The organism is Spirillospora sp. NPDC048824, assembly GCF_043198455.1.
Taxonomy (GTDB): Bacteria; Actinomycetota; Actinomycetes; order Streptosporangiales; family Streptosporangiaceae; genus Spirillospora.
Map to the genome: position 1 here is coordinate 287,459 of NZ_JBICUS010000008.1, position 18,564 is coordinate 306,022.

The 18,564-nt window shown below is 73.6% G+C and carries 15 protein-coding genes; 9 read left to right on the plus strand and 6 right to left on the minus strand.

All coding sequences use genetic code 11. The annotated features are described in order from the left end of the window. The first annotated feature begins 227 nt into the window (after positions 1-227). The 4 genes from ACGFIS_RS18655 (at position 228) to ACGFIS_RS18670 (ending at position 5,020) form a co-directional block, all read left to right on the plus strand. Positions 228-1,445, plus strand: a complete 1,218-nt coding sequence (locus ACGFIS_RS18655) for a S8 family serine peptidase (protein WP_392971886.1) — start codon at positions 228-230, stop codon at positions 1,443-1,445. 70 nt (positions 1,446-1,515) lie between these two features. Next, positions 1,516-2,058 carry an RNA polymerase sigma factor gene (locus ACGFIS_RS18660; protein ID WP_392971888.1) on the plus strand — a complete coding sequence of 181 codons (543 nt, stop codon included), beginning with the start codon at positions 1,516-1,518 and terminating at the stop codon, positions 2,056-2,058. Continuing rightward, positions 2,055-2,504, plus strand: coding sequence for a hypothetical protein (locus ACGFIS_RS18665; RefSeq protein WP_392899307.1), 450 nt, complete (start codon positions 2,055-2,057; stop codon positions 2,502-2,504). The genes ACGFIS_RS18660 and ACGFIS_RS18665 overlap by 4 nt, the downstream gene beginning before the upstream one ends. Next, complete coding sequence (locus tag ACGFIS_RS18670) at positions 2,501-5,020, plus strand: CHAT domain-containing protein (protein ID WP_392899309.1); 2,520 nt, start codon at positions 2,501-2,503, stop codon at positions 5,018-5,020. The genes ACGFIS_RS18665 and ACGFIS_RS18670 overlap by 4 nt, the downstream gene beginning before the upstream one ends. Before the next feature lie 60 nt (positions 5,021-5,080). Here the strand turns inward: ACGFIS_RS18670 and ACGFIS_RS18675 are convergent, their stop codons facing one another. From ACGFIS_RS18675 to ACGFIS_RS18685, 3 genes are all read right to left on the minus strand, one after another. Beyond that, on the minus strand, positions 5,081-5,911 hold the full coding sequence (locus tag ACGFIS_RS18675) for a sulfurtransferase (protein ID WP_392899311.1): 831 nt from the start codon (positions 5,909-5,911) through the stop codon (positions 5,081-5,083). Between the two features lie 91 nt (positions 5,912-6,002). After that, positions 6,003-7,115, minus strand: coding sequence for an alkaline phosphatase family protein (locus tag ACGFIS_RS18680; protein ID WP_392899599.1), 1,113 nt, complete (start codon positions 7,113-7,115; stop codon positions 6,003-6,005). 19 nt (positions 7,116-7,134) lie between these two features. Next, the gene (locus ACGFIS_RS18685) at positions 7,135-7,728 is read right to left on the minus strand and encodes a DUF5998 family protein (RefSeq protein ID WP_392899314.1); all 594 of its coding nucleotides are present in this window, start codon (positions 7,726-7,728) and stop codon (positions 7,135-7,137) included. Between the two features lie 144 nt (positions 7,729-7,872). Between ACGFIS_RS18685 and ACGFIS_RS18690 the strand changes: the two genes are divergently transcribed. Next, positions 7,873-8,202 (plus strand): hypothetical protein, encoded by a 330-nt coding sequence (locus ACGFIS_RS18690; RefSeq protein ID WP_392899317.1) that lies wholly within the window; start codon positions 7,873-7,875, stop codon positions 8,200-8,202. Positions 8,203-8,208: 6 nt separating this feature from the next. On the opposite strand, the gene ACGFIS_RS18695 is transcribed toward ACGFIS_RS18690, so the two are convergent. Continuing rightward, positions 8,209-10,710, minus strand: coding sequence for a GNAT family N-acetyltransferase (locus ACGFIS_RS18695; protein ID WP_392899319.1), 2,502 nt, complete (start codon positions 10,708-10,710; stop codon positions 8,209-8,211). Between the two features lie 168 nt (positions 10,711-10,878). Here ACGFIS_RS18695 and ACGFIS_RS18700 point away from each other — a divergent pair, with 168 nt between their 5' ends. After that, on the plus strand, positions 10,879-11,802 hold the full coding sequence (locus ACGFIS_RS18700) for a carbohydrate kinase family protein (RefSeq protein ID WP_392899321.1): 924 nt from the start codon (positions 10,879-10,881) through the stop codon (positions 11,800-11,802). Between the two features lie 138 nt (positions 11,803-11,940). Here ACGFIS_RS18700 and ACGFIS_RS18705 read toward each other — a convergent pair whose 3' ends face one another. Together ACGFIS_RS18705 and ACGFIS_RS18710 are read right to left on the minus strand one after the other, a co-directional pair. Next, entirely contained in the window at positions 11,941-12,966 is a 1,026-nt protein-coding gene (locus tag ACGFIS_RS18705) for a LysR family transcriptional regulator (protein ID WP_392899324.1), read from the minus strand. 389 nt (positions 12,967-13,355) lie between these two features. Then, a complete protein-coding gene (locus ACGFIS_RS18710; RefSeq protein WP_392899327.1) occupies positions 13,356-15,449 on the minus strand; it encodes a RecQ family ATP-dependent DNA helicase in 2,094 nt (697 codons plus the stop codon). Between the two features lie 238 nt (positions 15,450-15,687). Between ACGFIS_RS18710 and ACGFIS_RS18715 the strand changes: the two genes are divergently transcribed. From ACGFIS_RS18715 to ACGFIS_RS18725, 3 genes are all read left to right on the plus strand, one after another. Further along, on the plus strand, positions 15,688-17,019 hold the full coding sequence (locus ACGFIS_RS18715; RefSeq protein WP_392899602.1) for a threonine/serine exporter ThrE family protein: 1,332 nt from the start codon (positions 15,688-15,690) through the stop codon (positions 17,017-17,019). Between the two features lie 82 nt (positions 17,020-17,101). Next, positions 17,102-17,428: a hypothetical protein gene (locus ACGFIS_RS18720; protein WP_392899329.1), complete on the plus strand. Its 327-nt coding sequence runs from the start codon at positions 17,102-17,104 to the stop codon at positions 17,426-17,428. An 11-nt stretch (positions 17,429-17,439) separates the two neighbouring features. After that, positions 17,440-18,507 (plus strand): DUF6745 domain-containing protein, encoded by a 1,068-nt coding sequence (locus ACGFIS_RS18725; RefSeq protein WP_392899332.1) that lies wholly within the window; start codon positions 17,440-17,442, stop codon positions 18,505-18,507. The last annotated feature ends 57 nt before the right edge of the window (positions 18,508-18,564 follow it).

Genomic DNA, 18,564 nt, shown 5'->3' on the forward strand with positions numbered 1-18,564 from the left:
ACGTGTCGCACCACCGTGAGTTCGGCGTTTGTTGAACGCTTGACCGCAGGATGCGCAACATTCACGGGCGCTGACCGACAAGGTTAACCGGTGGCAGGCCCCCGCGAGGCAGAAGCGCACAACGCGGTGAGGCCGCGTCCGGCCGCCGATCCCCGTCCACCCTCCATCACCCAACGTTTGTGTTCCGGCACTATGGGTGCACACACCGAGGGCGAGAGCGAGGGCCGATGTTCGATCAGCAGGCGCGGCTGGAGCGGGTGCTGGCGCGGCATCCCGACGCGGTGGTGGTGGAGCCGGTACCGGGACGTCCGGCGCTGATCCGCCGGAACGAGATCCTGGTCGCCGGACGTGACGCCGGCGCCGCCGAGACCCTGGTGCGGCGCTGGTGCGACTCGCGTCACGACGAGCGCGCCGTCACGCGGCTGCGGCTGCGCCCGGCGGCGAAGGTCGACGTGTGCGAACTCTCCGCCCGGTTGAGCGCGGACGCGCTCGGCTCGGACGGGCCGGCGGCTGGCGGGCGGCGGCGCCGGCTGAGCGTGTCGCCGAACCATCTCGTCCACGGGCAGCCGATGTGGTGGAGCGGGCCCGCGGACCTGCCGCGCCCCGCCTCGCCGGTGCCCGCGCCGGAGGCCGCCACGGCGCGCCGGAACGTGACCGTCGCGATCCTGGACACCGGCCTGTCGCCGCATCCGTGGTACGAGGACGCCGAGTGGTACCGGGAGCAGCGCGACGAGGTCCGGGAGGTCCTGGACGCCGACCTGGACTTCGACCTGGACGCGCAGGCCGGGCACGGCACGTTCGTCGCGGGCGTGGTGCTGAGGCACGCGCCCACCGCCCGGCTGCGGGCCCGGCGCGTCATCGGCGGCGACGGGGTCGGCGACGAACTGGACGTGATCCGGGCGCTGGAGTGGCTGGCGGAGTGGGGGCGGGCCGACGTCGTGAACATCTCGCTCGGGTGCCATACCTTCGACGACCGGCCCTCGCCGGTGCTGGCGCGCGCGATCGCCGCGCTCGGCCGCCGGACGGTCGTCGTGGCGTGCGCGGGGAACGCGGCCGGGGACCGTCCGTTCTGGCCCGCCGCGATGAAGCCGGTGATCGGTGTCGCGGCGCTGGACGGCGGTGACCGGGCCTGGTTCTCCAACCACGGCTGGTGGGTGGACGCCTGCGCGGAGGGCGTGGACGTGGCCAGCGCGTTCGTGCGGTTCGACGGGACGCGTCCGCCCGTGGACGGCGTCGACCCCGACCGCTTCGACGGCTTCGCGACGTGGAGCGGGACGTCGTTCGCGGCGCCGGTGGTGGCGGGCCGGATCGCGGGGCTCGCGGCGGCGGAGGGCCTCGACGCGGTCGACGCGGCGGACCGCGTCCTCGACCCGGTGGCGCACCCCGCCCTCCCGGGCCTCGGCGTCGTCGTCGACTCCGGGAACGACGCGACCGCAAAGCGTTAATTTCCAACACAGAGTCACCTGTACATGCCATAGGGTTAACCTTCGCGGGGGGCCTCGGGAGGAGACTTCGGTGGCCCATTGGGACGATGGCACGGATGAGCTGGTGGTCCGGGCACGCGACGGCGACGGTGCCGCGTGGGCCCGCCTGGTCGAGCGGCACAGCGGGCTGCTGTGGTCGATCGCGCGCTCGCACGGGCTGAACGACGCCGATTCCGGTGACGTGGTGCAGACGACGTGGCTGCGGCTGGTGGAGCGGATCGACGGGCTGCGCGATCCGTCCGCGACGGGTTGCTGGCTGGCGACGACCGCGCGGAACGAGAGCCTGCGCCTGGTGCGCCGGCGGGGACGCGACCTGCCGGTCGTGCCTGCGCCGCGGGCACCGGAGCCGCCGGCGCCGGAGCCGGGCCCCGACCGGATCGTGCTGGGCCGCGAGCGCCTGGGCCGGGTCGGTGCGGCCCTGGAGTCGCTTCCGCGGCGCTGCCGGACGCTGCTGCGGCTGTTCGCGCTCGCGTCGAGCCACGCCGAGCTGGCCGCCGCGCTCGGGATTCCCGTCGGCAGCGTCGCCCCGACCAGGGCGCGGTGCCTGAACGCGCTGCGGAGGCTCGTCCGGTGAACGACGATGAGCTGATGGCGGGCGTCCGCCACGCGTTCGAGGTCATGGATCCCGTGCCGGAGAGCGTCCTGGCCGCGGCGCGCGCGTCGATCGCGTGGCGGACGCCGTCCGCGACGCTGGCGGAGCCGGCGCAGGACCGGGCCGCGCGGACCGCGGCCGGGGTCCGCGGCGGGACGGGCAGGGTGCTGACCTTCACGTGCCCCGGGTCGACGGTGGAGATCGAGGTGTCGGAGAACGGCCGGGACCGCGAGATCAACGGGCGGCTCGTTCCGTCGTCGTCCGGCCTCGTCCAGGTGCGGCACCGGGACCTGCCGCCGGACGGGATCAGCACGCGCGCCGAGTCCGCCGGGCTGTTCTGCGTGCCGCGCGTGCCGGCGGGCCTGGTGAGCCTCGTGTTCCGGCTGGACGACGGCACGACGATCGTCACGAGCTGGATCCGCCTGTGACGGGGGCGGGTGAGCGCGAACTCCTCCTGCTGGCGGCGATGGACCCGGAGACCGCCTTCGCGCGGGCGATGGCCCTGCTCGACCGGGGCGGCGGGGTGCTCGCGCTGCGCATCGCCGGCCTGGCCGCCAAGGAGCTGGGGCGGCTGGACGAGGGCCTCGCCTTCCTTCACCGTGCCCTGGAGGCGGCCGGCGGCGCCGACGACGCGTACTCGGCGGCGCAGGTGCGGATGAATCTCGTCGGCCTGCTCACGGCACGCGGTGACGTCTCTGAAGCCCTCGTTCACGCGCATGGGGCGGAGATCGTCCTGCAGGGCCCGGACGCAGACCGTCTGGCCGCCAACAAGGCGTGCGCTCTGGCGAGGGCAGGGCGGCTGGACGAGGCACGCGAAGTCGCCACCCGAGCCCTGCCCCGCCTAAGGGAGGGACACGATCCGGCCGTGCTCAACGGCCTGCTCACCAACCTTGGGCTCGCACTGGCGTTCCGTGGCGATTTCGACGGCGCGGAGACGGCTCTGGCGGAGGCGGTCGCCGTCGGTGAGGCCGCCGGGCTGCGTCACCAGGCGGCGATGTCCAAGGGCAATCTCGCTTTCGTGGTGTCGCGGCGTGGGGACGTCCCGCGCGCGCTCGGGCTCTTCGCCGAGGCCGAACCCCACTTGACCGGTGAACGCTTGGCGCAATGCCGGTTCGATCAGGCGGAGACCCTCATCATGGCGGGACTGCCAGGCGAGGCGCGTCCCGTCCTCGTGGCGGCCCTGGACGCCGCCACGGTGAACGGCTACGGGTGCGACATCGCGGACGGGTTCCTCCTTCTCGCCCACGCCGAACTGGCCGACGGGAGTCCCGAGCGGTGCACGGACGCGGCCGAACGAGCGCGCGCCATGTTCGCCGAACAGGAACGGACGGGGTGGATGCTGCTGGCCGAGCACGTGTTGCTCAGGGCACGGTGGGCGTCCGGTGAACGCTCGGCCGTCCTGCTCCGTTCGGCGGAGGCCACGGCCGCGCGGCTGGAAGGCGGCGGATGGTCCGATGCCGCCGACGAGGCCCGTATCGTCGCCGCGCGCGTGGCGCTGGCGCTGGGCAGACCCGCCGGGCACCTGCTGTCACCGGTCGGGCGATCGCGCGGCTCCGCGTCCGCCCAGATCGCCGCCTGGCACGCCGTCGCCCTCGAACGCGCCGCACGCGCCGACCATGGGGGCGCGGTAGAGGCGGTCAGGGCCGGGCTCCAGGTGACCGAAGACCACGCGGAGGCGCTCGGTGCGCTGGACCTGCGGGCCCGCGCGATGGGATTCGCCACCGAACTGTCCGAACTCGGCCTCGGCCTGGCGTGCTCGGCGCCGGAACTGCTCGCCGTCGAGGAACGGCGGCGGGCGATCGCGCGCCCGGCCCGGGTCCGCCCTCCCCGGGACCCCGAGCGGGCCGCGGCGCTGACCGCGCTGCGCGCCCTCAGCGTCGAGCACACCGCGGGCATGGCCCGGGGAGACGTCCCGCCGGTCCCGCCGGACGACGTGGCGGACCTGGAGGCGGTGGTGCGCGCACGGACGCGGCGCCGCCCGTCGGGTGCGTCCCCGCCGCACTCCCCCGGCATCGGCGAGATCGCCGCCGCGCTCGGCGACCGCGCCCTCGTCGAGATGATCTCGATCGGTTCCGAACTGCACGCGGTGACCGTCGCCGGCGGCCAGGTCAGCCGCCATCACCTCGGGACGTGCGCCGACGCCGTCCGGGAGACCGGCCTGATCCGCTTCGCCGTCCGCCGCCTCGCCGCCGGCGACTCCCCGGAGGAGCTCTCCGCCCTCACCAGCGCCGCCGCGCGGCTCGACCGGCAACTGCTCGGCCCGCCGGGACACGACATCGGCGACCGGGAACTCGTCATCGCCCCGACCGGCGCGCTGCACAGCCTCCCCTGGGCCGTGCTCCCGTCGCTGGCCGGACGCCCCTTCACGGTCGTCCCGTCCGCCGGCGCCTGGCTCCGCGCCTGCGAACCCGGCCGCGGGGACGGGCACGTCGTCCTCGCCGCAGGCCCCGACCTCCACCACGCCGAACATGAGGTCGCCGCCCTGCGACGCATCCACCCGCGAGCGATCGTCCTGGACGGCTCGGACGCCCGCGCGGAACCGGTCCGGGACGCCCTCGACGGCGCCCTCATCGCCCACTTAGCCGCCCACGGTGAGTTCCGTGAGGGCAACCCCCTGTTCTCACGGCTGCGTCTCGCCGACGGGCCGCTGATCGTCCACGACCTGGACGAGCTGACCGCCCCGCCGGGCATGCTCGTCCTGTCGGCGTGCGACATCGGCCGCGCCGGCGAAGGCGACGCCGTGCTCGGCATGGCGGGCGCCCTCCTCGCCCTGGGCACCGCCACGGTCATCGCCAGCGTCGCACCGGTCCGCGACGCGGCGACCCCGGAGTTCATGTCCGCCTTCCACACCGCCGTGGCCGCCGGCCACGCCCCGGCGCACGCCCTCGCGGCGATCCCGCGCCCCCCGGGAGTGGCCGGGTTCCTGTGCCTGGGCGCCGGCTGACGACCGCGAGGCCGCCACCGGCGGCGGCCGCCCGAGCAGCCGTCGCCGGTGGCGACCCGGTCAGCCGTCGCCGGTGGCGACCGGGTTGGACGGATCCGTCACCCAGTCGGACCAGGAGCCCACGTAGAGGGCGGCGGGGATGCCGGCGAGGTTGAGCGCGAGGATCTCATGCGCGGCCGTCACCCCGGAGCCGCAGTACGCGCCGACGTCGAGGGCGTCCGTGGCGCCGAGCTCGGCGAAGCGCTCGCGCAGCAGGTCGGGCGGCAGGAACCGGCCGTCCACGCCGACGTTTCCGGACGTGGGGGCGTTGCGGGCGCCCGGGATGTGCCCGGCGACGGGGTCGACCGGCTCCTGTTCGCCGCGGTACCGCTCGGCGGCGCGGGCGTCGAGGAGAACCCCGGCCGTGGCCAGTTCGGCGGCGCCCTCGGCGTCCAGGACGGGCAGCCGGCCCGGGTCGGCGATGAAGTCGCCCGGCTTCACGTCGGGTTCGACCGTGCTCACCGGCCGGCCCGCCTCCGTCCAGGCGTGGTAACCGCCGTCCAGGACCCGGACCCGCTCATGGCCGAAGTACCGCAGGGACCACCACACCCGCGCGGCGGCCATGGAGTCAGCGTCGTCATAGACCACGACGCGGCTGTCCTCCGAGACGCCGGCGCGGCGCATGGCCGACTCGAAGGCGACGGGTTCGGGGAGGGGATGGCGGCCACCGGGCCCCGGCGGCCCGGCCACGTCGCGGTCGAGGTCGACGAAGACGGCGCCGGGCAGGTGCCCCTTGCGATAGGACTCGATCCCCGGGGGCCCCGCCAGATGCCATCGGACGTCCAGCAGGACCACGGGCGTCTGCCGCCGGAGCAGCCGGTCCAACGCGGGCACTTCGATGAGAGGGTGCACATCGCCAGTTTGACCGTCGGCACCCGGATTAGGGAGGGGCGAATCCGGGTTCATCTCACATCTCCCCTGGCTCGTGCCATATCGCAGGATGTCAGGACCGGGTCGTGCTCAGCAGCGGCACGAGCTGCTCCGCGGGGACGAGCGAGCCGTGCATGCCGACCATCCGGTTCAGCCACGGTTCCCGCTCGGACGCCACGATCGCCAGATCGGCGTGCGGGACCGCGACCACGTCGCCGATGCGTTCCAGCATCCCCGGGCCGAGCGGGCCGAACCAGCCGCCCTCCACGGCCGCCTCGCGCGGGAGCACCCATGCCCGGTCGCCGAGCAGGGCCGTCCATGCGGCGAGCACGTCCCCGTGGGCGCCCGGCTCGCTGTAGACGTACCGGGCGCGTGCGTCCCCGCCCAGAAGGGCCACGCCCTCGTGCAACTCGGGAACGGTATCGACGTCGACGCGTTCGGTGGGGTCGACCATGCCGTGGTCGGCCGTCACGTAAAGCGCCGACCCGGGAGGCAGGACGGCCGCGATCTGCTGGACGAGGACGTCCACGAACCGGAGTTGATGCCGCCAGTCGTGGGAGGCGACACCGAAACGGTGGCCTGTCGCGTCCAGGTCGGCGTGGTAGGCGGTGACATACGAGCGGTCGCCGCGGCGCAGCGCCAGCTCGATCCGCCCGACGAGCTGGCCGAGGCTCTCGGCGCTCAGATAACGGGCGCCTCGGGTGGTGGCACGGCTCAGACCGGACCCGCGGTACTGCCGCAGCGAGACGTACCCGGTCTCGACGCCGTCCGCCGCCGCCCGCTCGTACACGGTCGGGACGGGCTGGAACGTCTCCGGATCGGCGTCGTCGTCCTTCCACAGCAGGCAGTTGAGCAGCCTGCCGGTGGCCGGGACCGCCATCTGCAGACCGAGCAGCCCGTGCGCGCCCGGCGGGGCGCCCGTCCCCAGGGAAGCCAGGCTGGTGACCGTCGTCGCCGGGAACCCGGCCGTGATCGGGCCGCCTTCCATCGCGTTCAGGAACGGGGCCTCGTCCGGATGGGCCTTGAGCTGCTCCCAGCCGAGGCCGTCGACCAGCAGGACGCACGCGCGCGGCAGCGCGGGCAGATCCAGGACGTTCGCCGCGTCCGGGACACCGAGCGATGCCAGCACCGACAACGGGAGATCGGCGAGCGCGCCCGCCCCGTACCGGGGAACGGGCGGCTCCATGCTCGGAGCCGTCACCCGGTCACCGGGCCGGCGTCTCGGACACCGCCGCCGACAGCTCCTCGGCGAACGCCAGCACATGGCCGACGGCGTCGGCGCCGTCGGCGGCCTCGCTGACCCGCAGCGAGAGGTCGTCGGACGTGACGCTGCCCGTGTAGCCGTGGTCGGCCTCGCAGTTCTCGTCGCCGCACGTCGCGGGTTCGAGATCGATGTGGGCGATGGCGCCCCAGCCGATGGTGAGCACGACCTCCGTCGGCGGCACGCCCGGCACGTACGACGCCGGGTCCGGGACGACGCGTGTCACCGCGACCGACTGGACGCGTTCCAGCTTGACTGCCTCGGTGGTCGTGGACGCGTGCGGACGGGCCATGCCCTCACCCGGCGGGTGCTCGTCGGTGTGGCACACCAGCAGCCGGCTCGCCGACAGGACGAGCACGGTCACATGGCGCCGCACCTCCATCGCCGGGTCGAACGTCGCCTCATGGTGGACCACATAGGCGACGACGGGCTCGTTTCCAACGGCCGACTCGACCGCGTCCGCGACCAGGGCCGGGTAGTAACCGCTGCGGTCGATCGCCGTGCGCAGACCGCTCACCGTCGCTCGGGTTTCCCTCATGGCCCCATCCTGCCCTGTTCAGGGCCGGACGTGCACATGACGGTCCCGGCGCACGGTCATTCAGCCGGCCGCGGCCACGGAACCGGCCGCCGGGCACGGAACCGGCCGCGGGGTACGGGACCGGCATGCGGGTACGGGACGAGCATGGACGAGAAGCCGCTTCCGACTCCGCAGCCGGTCCCGCCGCCCACCCCGGATCCGGCGCCCGCCCCCGAACCGCTGGTGCCGCCCACCGAGCCGCCGCCCGGACCGTCCCCGAAACCCGCGCCGCAGCCGCCGGGGCCCGTCCCGCCGGGGCCGTCGCCCGAACCCGTCCCGCCGGGCCCGCCGCCGGAGCCCACACCGCCGGGCCCCGCGCCCGAGCCGAGCCCTCCCGCACCCGACCCCGACCCGGTCCCGCCGGGCCCGGAGCCCGATCCCATCCCGCCGACGCCGGGGCCCGGCCCGCCGAACCCGCCGGGCCCGCCTACCTGACGGACGTCAGGACAGCCGGCGCGGCCCCAGTTCGGGACGCGGCCCCAGCGGACGCTCCAAGGTCAGTGCCACCCGGCGCACCGTGACACCGGAGGCGTCCGCGACGACCGGGTCGAGTTCCAGGCGCGCCACCTCGGGAAGGTCGTAGCCGAGGCGGGACGCGCGCAGCAGCAGTCCCTCCAGGGCCTTCAGGTTCACCCGCTCCGCGCCGCGGTGGCCGAGCAGCAGCGGAGCCGTCCGGATGGCGCGGATCATCTCCGCCGCTTCCACGTCCGCGAGGGGCGACAGCCGGTAGGCGCGGTCGTCCAGCAGGGCGGCGGTCTCGTCGGCGATGCCGAACGACACCAGCGCGCCGAACGAATGGTCCTCCCTGATCACGATGCAGGTCGGCACCCCGTCGGCGTCCCCGCCCCCGGCGATCTCGATGCCGTAGCAGGACAGCAGCTCAGCCGCCTGTTTCGGCGTGGCCTCCACCGGGCCGCCGGAGCCACCGGGGCCGCCTGCGCCCTCCTCGCCGTCGTCGCCGGCGTCGTCGCCGGCGTTGAGCCACTCCGCGACCAGTTCCCGCGCGCGGTCGCGGTCCACACCGTCCAGCTCCGCGGTGTGCCCGGCGGGGCGCTGCCGCCACTGCGCGTACCGGATGACGTACGCCAGCGCCCTGACGGCGTCCTCCGGTGAGGTGTAGGACGGCACCGAGCCCTCCGCGGCCATCCCGTCCGGCCCGGTGACGCGCAGGTCGGCGGGCATGCCCTCGGTGCCCAGATAGGTCGCCACGATCGGCTTCGCGCTCCCGGCGGCCAGCCGGAGGATCTTCTCGGGGACGCGCACGTCGTAGCCCCCGATCGTCGGGGGCGTGAACAGCGCCACCACCGCGTCGACGGTGTCGTCCGCCAGCGCCGAGGCGAGCGCCGCCTCGTAGTCGTCGGCGTCCGCGCGCGGCCCGAGGTCGATGCGGGGCCTGACGTCCAGGCCGAGCGCCACCGCCTCGTCCTGCGCCAGCAGCCCCAGCGAGTTGGAGTTGTCGATGATCGCGACGCGGTCGCCGGCCGGGAGCGGCTGGTAGGCCAGTACCTGCGCCACGTCGAACAGCTCCGACAGGTCCTCCACCCGGATCACGCCGGCCTGCTCGAACAGCGCACTGACCGCGTGGTCGGGCAGGGTCAGCGCGCGTGCCGCATGCCCGATCGGGACGCCCTGCGTGCTGCGGCCGCTCTTGACGGCCACGATCGGCTTGCGGCGGCCGAGCCTGCGCGCGAGCCGCGCGAACTTGCGGGGGTTGCCCAGTGACTCCAGGTACAGCAGGACGGCCTTGGTCGCCGGGTCCTCCTCCCAGTACTGCAGGAGGTCGTTGCCCGACACGTCCGCCCGGTTCCCGGCGGAGACGAACGTGGACAGGCCGAGGCCGCGCTCGGCCGTCCGCTGCAGGATCGCGATGCCGAGCGCACCGGACTGGGAGAAGAAGCCCACCGGCCCCCGTCCCGGCATCGTCGGCGCCAGCGTCGCGTTCAGCCGGACGTCCGTGTCCGTGTTGGCTATGCCGAGGCAGTTGGGCCCGACGACGCGCATCCCGTAGGCGCGCGCGAGCCGCACCAGTTCCTCCTGCCGGGCACGTCCTTCATCGCCGATCTCACCGAAACCCGACGACACGACGATCAGACCCCGGACGCCCTTGCTCGCGCACTGCTCCACGACCTCGTGGACGGCGTCCGCCCGCACCGCGACGACCGCGAGATCGACATCGTCGGGAATCTCCAGGACGGACGCGTACGCCCGCACCCCCGCCACGGCCACCGCCGTCGGATGCACCGGGTAGACCGGCCCGCTGAAGTCCCCGGCCAGCAGGTTGCGCAGCACGGTCTGCCCGACGCTGTGCTCGGCCCGGCTCGCCCCGATCACCGCCACCGAACGCGGGAACAGCAGCCGCTGGATCGACCGCGACTCCGCCCGGTGCTCGCGGGCCGTCATGACCTCCATCGACGTGTCGGTCGGCTCCAGGTCCAGGACGAGCTCGATCACGCCCTCCTCGAACCGCTGCTCCGCCCGGTACCCCGCCTCGCGGAACACCCGGGTCATCCGCCGGTTGTCGGGCAGGACGCTCGCCACGAACCGGCGCACGCCCCGCTCCCGCGCCGCCGCCGCGATGTGCTCCAGCAGCACCGGCCCGAGACCGCGCCCCTGATGCGCGTCCTCCACGAGGAACGCGACCTCCGCCGTCTCCTGCCGGTCGCTCAGCAGGTCGTAGCGGACGACCGCCACCATCACCTCCCCGATCGTGGCGATCAGCGCGACCCGCCGGTCGTGATCGACGGTCGTGAAGTGCGCGACATCACGGTCCGACAGGTGCGGGCGCGGCGAGAAGAACCGGTAGTAGATCGACTCCGGGGACAGCCGCGCATGGAACTCGCGCAGCAACCCGCCGTCACCGGGCCGTATAGGACGCAGATGGGCCGTCCCGCCGTCGCTGAGGACGACGTCGGCCTCCCACTGATCCGGGTAACGCTCGGTCACGTACCCGAGGGTAAGGCACGGACCCGCGGGCGCCCGCGCCAGGAAAAATTCTGCTTCCCCACTTTCGCTGCGCGTTCGAGACCTATTCGGGGCTCAAGAGCTGTTACGGTCGTCCACACGCCCTGAATTGCCGCTCGCGCGGGCCGTGTTGATCGAGGTGATGACTCCATGACGCGCGTGGTCGTGGTCGGCGATCTAATGACAGACACCGTGGCGCGTGCCGCCTACCCCTTGGCCAAGGGGAGCGACACGCCGGCCGCCGTGTCGATCCACGGAGGCGGCTCCGGCGCCAACGTGGCCGCCTGGCTCGCCGTGGAGGGGATCGACGTCGCCTTCGTCGGCCGCCGCGGCTCCGATATCGCGGGCCGGAACCGAGACATGGAACTCATGGGGTACGGCGTCGACGCCCGCCTCGTGATGGACGGCGACCGTCCCACCGGCACCTGTGTGGTGATGGTCACCCACAAAGGCGACCGGACGATGCTGTCCGACCCGGGCGCCAACGCGGCGCTCCTCCCCGAGGACATCGAGCGCTGCAGGGACCTGTTCTCCCAGGGCACCCACCTGCACCTGTCCGGCTACGCCCTGATCAACGAGGGCTCCCGGAAGGCCGCCATCCACGCTCTGGAGCTCGCCCGCAAGGCGCAGATGTCGGTCTCGGTGGACGGCGGCTCGTCCTCCCCCCTCAAGCGGATGGGCGCCGAGCCCTTCCTCGAATGGACGCAGGGCGCCCGCCTCCTCGTCGTCAACGCCAAAGAGGCCGAGATCCTCACCGGCCGCGACACGCCCGAGCAGGCCGCCAAGGTCCTCACCGCCTGGTACCCGCAGGTCGTCATCAAGACCGGCGCCGACGGCGCCCTCTGGTACACCAACGGCCGCCCCGAACCCATCACCGTGGCCGCCGAACCCGTCGAGAAGATCGCCGACGGCACCGGCGCCGGCGACGCGTTCGTCGCGGGCTTCCTGCCCCCGTGGCTGGACGGGAAGCAGCCCGCCGACGCCCTCACCGCCGGCTGCCGCCTCGGCGCGCAGGCCATGAAGAACCTGGGCGCCCGTCCGACCCTCGATGTCGTCGACAACCAGATCAATTGACCCGCTCCCCGGCCTGAAGAGGCCGGGGCCCCGTCCTGCGCCGACTCGTCCTGCGTCGGCCCGTCCGGGACGGCATTTCCGCGGCTTCCCGCTTCATCGGCGACCGCCACGGCGAACCGCGTTGCTGCCCGGCCAGGGTCAGGCGACCGGGGTATAGGTCCGGACGTCCTCCCGCACGGCCGCCCACAGGCGGTTGAGGGGGTGGCCGGCGTCGTAGCGTTCCAAGTCCGCGCGGCGGACGAAGGCGCCGGTCATGAGCTCCGCCTTCGGCTCCAGGTCGTCGTGGAGGCCGATGGCGCGAAGCGGGACGGTGTCCGGTTCGTCCTGGGCCGCCATGCCGCGCCCGATCGAACCGGTGACGATCATGCAGCCGCGGACGAAGCCGGAGCGCAGCAGGGAGAGGCCGTAGTGCACGTCGTCGATGTCGGCGACCACGGTGAGGCGGTCGCGGAAGTTCGCCCCGTACCAGGTGGCGAGCAGATCGGCGACGAGGCCGGCGGGCGGGACCACCAGCGGGATGCCGGCGAGGCGGCTCGTCTCCACCGGCGTGTCCGGCAGCTCGGACACCGGCAGGTTGGTGAGCAGCAGGGCCTGGCCCCGGGCGTACTCGATGACCTCGTACTCCTTGAAACGCAGGTCGCCCTCCGGGGTGCTGACGATGCTGCCGCAGATGAGGTCCACCTGGCGGGTCTCCAGGCGCGACCACAGGTCCTTGGTGCGGACGTGGGCGACCTTGAACTCCACCTCGCGCTGCCGGAACTCCTCCGATACGCGGTTCCAGGCCCGGGAGACGATCGGAAGGGTGAACTCGGTGGTGCCGACGGTGAGCATCCTGCCGAGGCGGCGCCGGCTCCAATGAATGGACTCCAGCCATTTCCCGAACGTCTCGCACGCCAGTTCGACCGTGGTCTCGCCGGTCGGGGTGAACAGGAAGTCCTTGCCGCGGCCCTGGCGGACCGTCAGGACCTCGCCGCAGAGTGTCTGGCTGTTGCGGTTCAGTGTGTCGAGCTGCTTCTGGACGCTGGACTGCTCACGACCCAGGACGCGGGCGGCCCGCAGCGCGGACCCCGTCTCGTGCACCACCAGAAGCGTCCGCAGTTGGTCGAACGTCATGTCCAACAGCCCGGACGGGCATTCCAGGAGCGCGTCAAAGGTCGGCGACACGGGGAGCGACATTACTACCTGTCCATCAAATGGCCGATTGGTTAGTTGAGCGGTAAATGATGACATTTCCCGCTGAACTTATCTCAAGATGTACTTCCAAACAACTGGACAGAGTTTTCTAACCTCTAGAACACTTCCTCGTGCGAGCCACTCCCCCGCCGCCGTCACTCCGTCCAGCAAGGACGGCGGCGCTCCCGGGCGTGCCCCGGCGGTGCCGGCCGCCGGGGCCGCCGCCCGGCGACCCGACTCCCGTTCGCCGCGGCACTTCTCCGCCGCGGCGCCGGGGCCGGACGCCGGCCCGTGCGCGGGGCCGCGCGCACGGGCCGGCCCGATCGTCCCGCCCGCGCCCACGGGGGCGCGCGGGCGCCGGACGGTCGTCACCGGTCGACCTAGTTGGGGGTGGCGAGGGTCAGGGGGAGGATGCGGCCGGCGCCGGACTCCTTCAGCAGGCGGGTGGCCACGGTCATCGTCCAGCCGGTCTCGACCCGGTCGTCGACCAGGAGGATGGGGCCCGGGTTCTCGGGGAGGGCCTCCGCCAGGCCTGCGGGGACGGCCAGGGTGTGCCAGACGGAGCGGAGTCGCTGGGCGCTGTTGTGGCGGCGCGGGACCGGCTCGCCGACGGGGGCGAGTTCGCCCAGGTAGGACAGGCGGCCGATCTCGGCTATGCGGTGGCCGAAGGTGCCGACCAGGCGCGGGCGGGAGCGGGAGCCGATCGTGACGACGCCGGTGGGGCGGGCGGGCCAGTCCCAGGCGGCGAGGACCTTGACGACGGCGTCGACCAGGTCGGCGGGAACGTCGGAGTCGTCGGCGGAGAACAGCTCGCGCAGGCGGTTGCCCCAGCCGATGTCGGTGAGACGGCCCAGGGCGCGGCCCGTCTCGGCCTGGAGGCCGGGCTTGATGCGGCCGGAGACGCCCAGGTCGTCCTTGACGCCGGTGGGCCACATGCGGCGGGGCGCTATGTCGACGCCTGGGCGGTGGAGGCGCTCGCGGGCCCGGGTCGTGCTCTCCTGGCCGACGTCGGCCGGCCAGTGACGGCCCGTGCAGTTGTCGCAGCGGCCGCAGGGGGCGGCGGCGGGGTCGTCCAGCTGGCGGCGCAGATACTCCTCCCGGCAGGCCGGGGTCGCGATGTAGTCGAGCATCGCCTGTTGTTCGCGGCGGCGTTCCGCGGTGACGCGTTCGTAGCGTTCGCGGTCGTAGGCCCAGGGCAGGCCGGTGGCCGTCCAGCCTCCCTTGACGCGGCGGGCGGCGCCGTCCACGTCGAGGACCTTGAGCATCATTTCGAGGCGGGCTCGGTTGAGGTCGACCAGTGGTTCCAGGGCGCCGGTGGACAGGGGGCGGCCGGCGGTCTCCAGGACGTCGAGGGTGTCGCGGACGACGGGCTCCGGTGGGAACGCGAGGCCGGCGAAGTAGGCCCAGATGTCGCGGTCCTCCCGGCCGGGCAGGAGGATCACCTCGGCGCGGTCGACTCCGCGGCCCGCGCGGCCGATCTGCTGGTAGTAGGCCACCGGGGACTGCGGCGCCCCCACGTGGACGATGAAACCGAGGTCGGGTTTGTCGAAGCCCATGCCGAGGGCGCTGGTGGCGACGAGGGCCTTGAGCTTGTTGTCCTGCAGGTCCTGCTCGGCCTGGAGGCGCTCGGCCTGCTCGGTCTGGCCCGAATAGGCGGCGACCTCGTGGCCGCGGTCGCGCAGGTGGCCGGTGATCTCATGGGCGGCGGCGACGGTGAGCGTGTAGATGATCCCCGAGCCGGGGAGGTCGGTGAGGTGCTCGGCCAGCCAGGCGATGCGCTGCTCGGCGGTGGGGAGCGCGACGACGGCCAGGTGCAGCGACTCGCGTTCGAGGGCGCCGCGCAGGACGAGGGCATCGTCGCCGGCGAGCTGCTCGGCGACGTCCTGGGTGACGCGGGCGTTGGCGGTCGCGGTGGTGGCGAGCACCGGGATGCCGGGCGGCAGTTCGGCGAGCAGGGTGCGCAGCCGCCGGTAGTCGGGGCGGAAGTCGTGGCCCCAGTCGGAGATGCAGTGCGCCTCGTCGACGACGACGAGCCCGGCCCCGGCGGCGAGCTTGGGCAGGACGAGGTCGCGGAAGTCGGGGTTGTTGAGCCGCTCCGGGCTGACCAGGAGGACGTCGACCGCGCCCTCCTCGACCTCGTCGAAGATCCGCTCCCAGTCGCCGGTGTTGGACGAGTTGATCGTGCGGGCGTTGATGCCCGCGCGGCCGGCGGCCTCGATCTGGTTGCGCATCAGCGCCAGCAGCGGCGAGACGATCACGGTGGGGCCCGCGCCGCGCTCGCGGAGCAGCCGGGTGGCCACGAAGTAGACGGCGGACTTGCCCCAGCCCGTGCGCTGGACGACCAGGGCGCGGCGCCGCTCGACGACGAGGGCGCGGATCGCCGTCCACTGGTCGTCGCGGAGCCGTGCGTGGTCGCCCGCGAGGGAGCGCAGGCAGCGCTCGGCCTCGTCCCGCAGTCCGTCTGAAGTGCTCATGCGTCCTTGGTACCAGCGGTTCGGAAGGCAACGCACCAGAATCGTGTTCTGTGGATGGCGGGCCGCGGCGGTTGGGGACATGGGGGGCGCGGGTAGCCTGCCTACCAAGATCGGTTCGACTGCGAGGGGGCACGAGCGGGGGATGGGCGCGGCGGAGCGCGTGCTGGGGCCGGTTGCGGCCGAACGGCTGCGGGAGTCGAACGCGGCGCACCGCCTGAGGCGGACGTGGCAGGTCCTGATGGACGGGGTTCCGCCGGAACCGCCCGAGGAGGAGCCCAGCGAGGCCGTCGACCCGCGGGCGATCGACCTCGTCCTGCGCGTCGGTGAGCTTCTGCTGGCCAGCGGCGAGACGACCGAGCGGGTGAACGAGGCGATGCTCGGGCTGGCCGTCGCCTACGAGCTCCCCCGCTGCGAGGTCCAGGTCACGCTTACCAGCATTCTGGTGTCGGCCCATCCGGGGAAGGGCGCACCGCCCATGACGGGGACGCGGGCCATCCGGCGCCGTACCCCCGCCTACTGGCGGCTCACCGCGCTGCACCAGCTCGTCCAGGACGCGTCCATCGGCATGCTGGAGCTGGACGAGGCCCACATGAGGCTCGCGGAGATAAAGCGGGGCCGCGCCCCGTACCCCGCCTGGCTCCTGGTCGCGTCACTGGGGCTCATCAGCGCCTCCGGCAGTGTGCTGGCCGGCGGTGGACCGCTCGTGGCGACCACCGCGTTCGCCGCCACCCTCCTCGGCGAGCGGACCGGCGCCGTCCTGGCGCGCCGCGGAATCGCGGAGTTCTTCCAGCTGGCGGTCGCCGCCGCGATCGGCGCCGGGGCCGCCGCGATACTCGTGGTGACGGTGGGCGAGCCCGGCCAGGCCGCCGCGATCGTCACGGGCGCGATCCTGGCCCTGCTGCCGGGACGCCCCCTGGTCGCCAGCATCCAGGACGGCATCACCGGCGACCTGGTCAGCGCCGGGGCCCGGGTCCTGGAGGTCTTCTTCATCGTCGCGGCGCTCGTCGCGGGGCTCGGCGCGGTCGTCTACGTCGCGGTCAGCCTGGGCGCGCCGATCGACGTCAGCCACCTGCCCACCGCCCCGGCGACGCTGGAGCCGGTCGCGGTCGTCGCCGCCGCCGCGATCTCGCTCACGTTCGCGGTGTCCCTCGCCGTTCCGCGGGACGTACTGCTCGCCGCGGCCCTGGGCGGCGCGCTGATCTGGGTGCTCTACGTCCTGACGCGGGGATGGGGTTTTCCGCCCGTCCTGGCGGCGGCCGTATCGGCCACCGTCGTCGGTGTGGCGGCCAACTGGCTCGCCCGCCGGCACGGTAATCCCGTCATGCCCTACGTGGTCCCGGCCATCGGCCCCCTTCTGCCGGGCACGGCGCTCTACCGGGGCATGGTGGAACTCAACACCGGGTCACCGGAGACAGGGGTGCTCAGCCTCATCGGCGCCGTGTCGGTGGCCCTCGCCCTGGGCGCCGGCGTCAACCTCGGCGGTGAATTCATCCGGGCGTTCCAGCATGTCGGGTTGAGCGCGTCCGGACGCTGGGCCCGCCCCGCGGCCCGCCGCACCCGCGGCTTCTAGCGCGCACCATCGCCGTGGGCCGGTGCTCGGTGCTCGTTTTGTCGGTGCTCGTTTTGTCGGTGGCGGACGTTACGTTCGCCGTATGTACCGACAGGGAGACATCCTGATCCTGCCCGTGCCGGAGGAGGCGGTTCCGCAGTCCGTGCGGAACCTGCCGCCCGCCCCGCGGGACGGCCGGGGGCGCATGGTCCTCGCCCTCGGCGAGGCCACGGGGCACGCGCACGCGCTGGCCGCGCCCGGGTCACTGCTGCGCGTCCCCGATCCGCTCACTCCCGATCACCTTCACCTGCCGGCCGGCGGGCGGCTGGTCCATGAGGAGCACGCGGCGATCTCACTGCCCAAGGGCTGGTACCGGGTGGTCCGCCAGCGCGAGTACGTGCCCGGCGCCGTCCGCGTCGTGGCCGACTGAGGGAGGTCGCGATGCTCACCGGGACAATGCGCGAATCGCACTTCGTGGTCGCCGACTGGCAGTCGGTGGCGTTCGGCACCGGGCCCGCCGACCGCGACCGGGCGGAGGCGGGCGTCGCCGCCGCCTACGCGGCCGCCGGGCTGGACGCCCCCGAGCGGTACCTGTGGATGCCCTCCCCCGCGCGCGGAGCCGTCACGGCGGCCGTCCTGAACAGGCGCGGCGACGCGGGCGCGAGCGTCCTGAAAGAGGTGCGGACGCGTCCATGGGAGGCGGAACGCACCGCGGCCTGCTCCGAACAGGGGCCGGAGCAGTGGCCGCGGGTGTGGGCCGAAACGGGCGGCCTGCTGTGGAACCAGGTGCAGGCACTCGTCGCGCGCGTGCGCGGCGCCATCGGTGACCTGGCACTGGACGGGCCCGAGGCGTCACCGCGGGCGGAGGCGGCCTCGTCCGTGCTGCGGGGCGCGACGCTCGACGCGGTCCTCGGCCAGCATGACGCGCCGTGGCTGGCGCTGTTCGAGACGCTCGGGCGGCTCGACGGCCCGCTCGCCGGCCTCGCGGAGGTCGCCCGTTCCGCCGGCTGGTGGTGGCCGTACGAGCGGCTGGTGATCCTGACGGAACGCCCCTGCGACCTGCATCGTGACGAGCCGGGGCGGCTGCACCGGGGCGACGGCCCGGCCCTCGCCTACCCGGACGGGTTCGCACTGCACGCCTGGCGCGGCATGCCGATCCCGCCCGATTTCATCGAATCGCTGACCGACCTGACGCCCGCCCGCATCACCTCGGAAGACAACGCCGAGCTGCGCCGGGTGATGCTGGAGATCTTCGGTTACGACCGCTATCTGGCCGAGACCGGCGCGCGTCCCCTGCATCAGGACGAGACCGGTGTCCTGTGGTCGATCGACCTGCCCGGCGACGAACCGTTCGTCATGGTGGAGGTGGTCAACTCGACACCCGAACCGGACGGCACGCACCGCACCTACTATCTGCGCGTCCCGCCGACCACCCGCACAGCGCGCGCGGGCGTCGCCTGGACGTTCGGTGTGGACGAGGCCGACTACCACCCCGAGAAGCAGACCTGAGCCTGCGGACGGCCGGGTTCGTCCCGGCCCGGCGGGTGTCCCCTGGTCGCACTTCCC

Excerpts from the sequence above, each read along its gene's own strand:
- ACGFIS_RS18690 (WP_392899317.1), top strand. The coding sequence starts at position 7,873 with ATGGACGAGAAGCCGCTTCCGACTCCGCAGCCGGTCCCGCCGCCCACC.
- ACGFIS_RS18725 (WP_392899332.1), top strand. The coding sequence starts at position 17,440 with ATGCTCACCGGGACAATGCGCGAATCGCACTTCGTGGTCGCCGACTGG.
- ACGFIS_RS18700 (WP_392899321.1), top strand. The coding sequence starts at position 10,879 with ATGACGCGCGTGGTCGTGGTCGGCGATCTAATGACAGACACCGTGGCG.
- ACGFIS_RS18715 (WP_392899602.1), top strand. The coding sequence starts at position 15,688 with ATGGACGGGGTTCCGCCGGAACCGCCCGAGGAGGAGCCCAGCGAGGCC.
- ACGFIS_RS18685 (WP_392899314.1), bottom strand. The coding sequence starts at position 7,728 with ATGAGGGAAACCCGAGCGACGGTGAGCGGTCTGCGCACGGCGATCGAC.
- ACGFIS_RS18655 (WP_392971886.1), top strand. The coding sequence starts at position 228 with ATGTTCGATCAGCAGGCGCGGCTGGAGCGGGTGCTGGCGCGGCATCCC.
- ACGFIS_RS18710 (WP_392899327.1), bottom strand. The coding sequence starts at position 15,449 with ATGAGCACTTCAGACGGACTGCGGGACGAGGCCGAGCGCTGCCTGCGC.
- ACGFIS_RS18720 (WP_392899329.1), top strand. The coding sequence starts at position 17,102 with ATGTACCGACAGGGAGACATCCTGATCCTGCCCGTGCCGGAGGAGGCG.
- ACGFIS_RS18680 (WP_392899599.1), bottom strand. The coding sequence starts at position 7,115 with ATGGAGCCGCCCGTTCCCCGGTACGGGGCGGGCGCGCTCGCCGATCTC.